Below are 3,100 nucleotides of genomic sequence, written 5' to 3'. Positions count from 1 at the left end.
GCCGCCGGCGAAATCGCCGATCGCTTCGCGCTGCGTCTCGAGCGGGAAGTTGAAGTTCTGCCCGGGCGGGCAGGGAGAGAACGTGCAGCCCGTCTGCTGGGCCGGCGTCTCGTCTTCATCCCAGATCACGGTGAACACGTTCGGCTCGACGTCCTGGCAATCGTTGCCGGCCAGGTCGCCGTCGTCGATCGTCGCCGGGGACGTCGAGGCGCGCCACGCGCGCAGGAAGCTGGTCGTGTCGGCCGAGACGTCCAGGTAACGCGCGCCGTAGGTGACGCCGAGCGGCTCACGCATGTCGCCCAGGATCGGCGGGAAGAGCCCGATGGTCGAGAAGTAACCCGCTCCACCGTTGCCGGTGTTGCTGGAAATCTTCGTCGATCCGTCGGAATTCTCCCAGTACCGGGCGTAGAAGGTCCGGAGCGGCGCGTCCACGGAGGCGTTGGTCCCGTTGAGCTCCGCGACGTCCGCTTCGAGGGCCACGAGGGGTCCGCCGTAGGTCGGCGTCGTCCCCTCGGACTGGATCGTGTAGTCGCCCCACAGGCTGTTCTCGAACCCGATCGCGTCGAGGGTGTAGTAGTTCGCATCGGGCGGGCTCGCGAACGTGCAGTAGTTGACCATGTCGATCGTGACGTAGCCCGTGAGAAGGTCGGTGCCGTTGGCGCCGAAGGTCGGGGGATTCCCCGCCAGGCAGTCGTCGCTGCCGTCGAGGGCGGCGACGAGGGAAGAAATGAACGACTGCGTGAACAGATTCGGATAGCCGGGCAGGTCAACGTAATCCGTCGTCGCGCTCGAGTCGTTCGTCGTCGGGAAATTGTTCGGAAGGAAACGGCGGAACGTGTCATCCGTGCACGCGTTAGAGCCGTCGGTCGCGGGGTTCCCCGGGAGCGCCCCGGTCAGAACGGCGCTGAGCGAGAAGGGAACGACGTCGAATCCGGTCAGCGCGATGTTGAAGTCCAGAACCGGAATCGATCGCCGGTTCAGGATCTGGACGTGCGCCAGCGTGTTCGCCGAGGATGCATTGACCACGGTGACCAGCGTATCGGTGCCGTTGAGCCCGCCGCCGAAAGGCGTCGGGGCGATCGCGCCGCCCGCATTCGAGACCGAGGTCTGGAAGTACGGGAGCAGGAGCGTCGCCGCCGGTTTGTGGTCGATCGTGCAGGTGACAGCCGACGCCGTGCCCGCGAAAGCGGCCAGCGTGGCAACCGCCACCAGCGTAACCAAAACCTTCTTCATTGAGATCTCCTCTTTCAAAAGCTTCAATTTTCTTACCGGAAAAGAACACCGAAAATGAGTTCGACCCTGCGTCAACGCGATTCCATCACCTCCGATACTTTTCGTTCCTTCGATATCCCGAAAGTCTTGTCTATGCTCCCCAGTGGTTAGTTCGATTTCCCGCTGCGCGGGCCTTCGCCGCAGATGATCGGGGATATTCCCTCCCCAAGTCAAGGGTTTTTCTCAAAAATATGCTCCGGCAGCATTCTCACTTCCCCTGGTTCAGGAGCACCTCGAATCCCCCCCGGTCCTTCGGACGCTCCGAAAAACCGGTCTTGGCCATGACGATATCGAGACGGCCGTCCCCGTTGACGTCCACCAGGCGGGTGTCGGCCGCCGGAGAGTCCAGAGGCGGCTCCGACTCCTCCGGAGCCTCCTCGAACCGGCCTTCGGCCATCTGGAAGAAAATTCGCACCTTTCCCGCGGTGCGATCCGGGAAGACGAGGTCGTCGAGGCCGTCCCCGTCCAGGTCGCCCATGGCTACCGAGGTCAACCGGGTCCGGTAGCGCTTCTGCCGCCAAACCGGGACTTTGTGCCACCCCGTCGGGTCCTTGTAGTAGACGTTCAGCCCCGTCGAATCGAGCCCCCCGGCGTTCTTTTCGTAGAGGTCCGCGAAGGCGGTGTGGCGAGAGGAGCCGAAGGTTCCGGGCGCGACCGCGTAGTGGTAGGCGGCCTGCTCGATGATCTCGAACAACTCGTTCGAGAACTTCCCCTTACCGTCGTTCTTCCAGGTCAGCCCCCAGCCGCCGAGCGCGCGGCAACCCGTGAGGAGGTCGCGCGGGCCGGCGCCGCTCAGATCCACCGGAAAGAGATTGAACGAAAAACACGGGCCCTTGATCGCCTCGCGGTCTGCCTGCCACTTTCCTTTTCCCTGGTTGAGGAAGATTCGAACCTGGTACGGGTCGGTACCGGTCTCCTTCCGGAGGGTGTTGTTGACCATGTCCTGCGAAACCGCGAGGTCCGGACGCCCGTCGCCGTTCACGTCGAACGCCGCGACCGCCTGCGACGTCAGTTTCGGGGGGAGTCCCTGGTCGCTGACCTGGTACTTCCCTCCGCCCCGATTGAGGAAGACGTGGACGCTCTGCGAGTGCGACGCGGTGGCGATGTCGGGGCGCCCGTCGCCGTCGAAGTCCGCGACCGCGACGCCGCCGTAGTCCAGGGTCACCTTGGTCGGCTTGCCGGCCGCGTCCACGAGCTGAACTGTCTGCTCGCGAAATGCGCCATGGCCGTCGCCGAGATAGACGTGCAAGCGCTGCTGGCCGGACAACCTCGCGGGCGTCGCGACGATGTCGGGATGACCGTCGCCGTCGAGGTCGGCGACGGCGATGTTCTGACGCCACTGGCCTTTCGTCGGCAGGCCCTCGCCGGCGCGCTGGAACGCAACGCCCGTCTTCCGGCGCGGAGGCAGGAGGGTGTCGAACTGTTCCGGCGTGACGAGGAGCGGGTTCGTCTTCGCCTGCGCCTCGAGCTCCGCGAGTTTCTGCGCCTCGCCTTCGGTCGCCTTCTCCCGACGCTCCGCCCGGGCCGAGTTCATCTCTTCAGGGGTGACCTTCTCCGTCCGAACGTAGTAGTAGTCGGCGTCTTCGCGGTAGATCGCCATCGGGATCGTGGTGAACGGGTAGCGGATGCGATGCTCGTCGACCCGGACCATGTCCGATTTCTTGAAGCGCTGGACGGAATAGGCGGGCGTTTCCTCGACGACGTCCGGGTTCGTCTTCGCGAGCGGCTGCTCGTGGACGACGCCGGCGGGCGAGGGCGGCGGCGCCGCCGTCTGGGCGGCCGGCGCGGGGGGGGCGGGTTTCTGCGTCGTCGAGGACGAGGAACAGGC

Annotated in this window: 2 protein-coding genes; both read right to left on the bottom strand. The window is 65.1% G+C overall.

What is annotated here, in order from left to right; translation table 11 throughout:
* The coding region (locus tag VFS34_10595; GenBank protein ID HET9794902.1) for a hypothetical protein at nt 1-1,233 on the bottom strand (1,233 nt) is incomplete at its 3' end.
* Between the two features lie 247 nt (nt 1,234-1,480).
* On the bottom strand, nt 1,481-3,100 hold a 1,620-nt coding region (locus VFS34_10590; protein HET9794901.1), incomplete at its 5' end, for a VCBS repeat-containing protein.

Source organism: Thermoanaerobaculia bacterium, assembly GCA_035717485.1.
In the GTDB taxonomy this organism is placed as follows: domain Bacteria; phylum Acidobacteriota; class Thermoanaerobaculia; order UBA5066; family DATFVB01; genus DATFVB01.
This window is presented reverse-complemented; position numbering and strand designations above follow the sequence as displayed.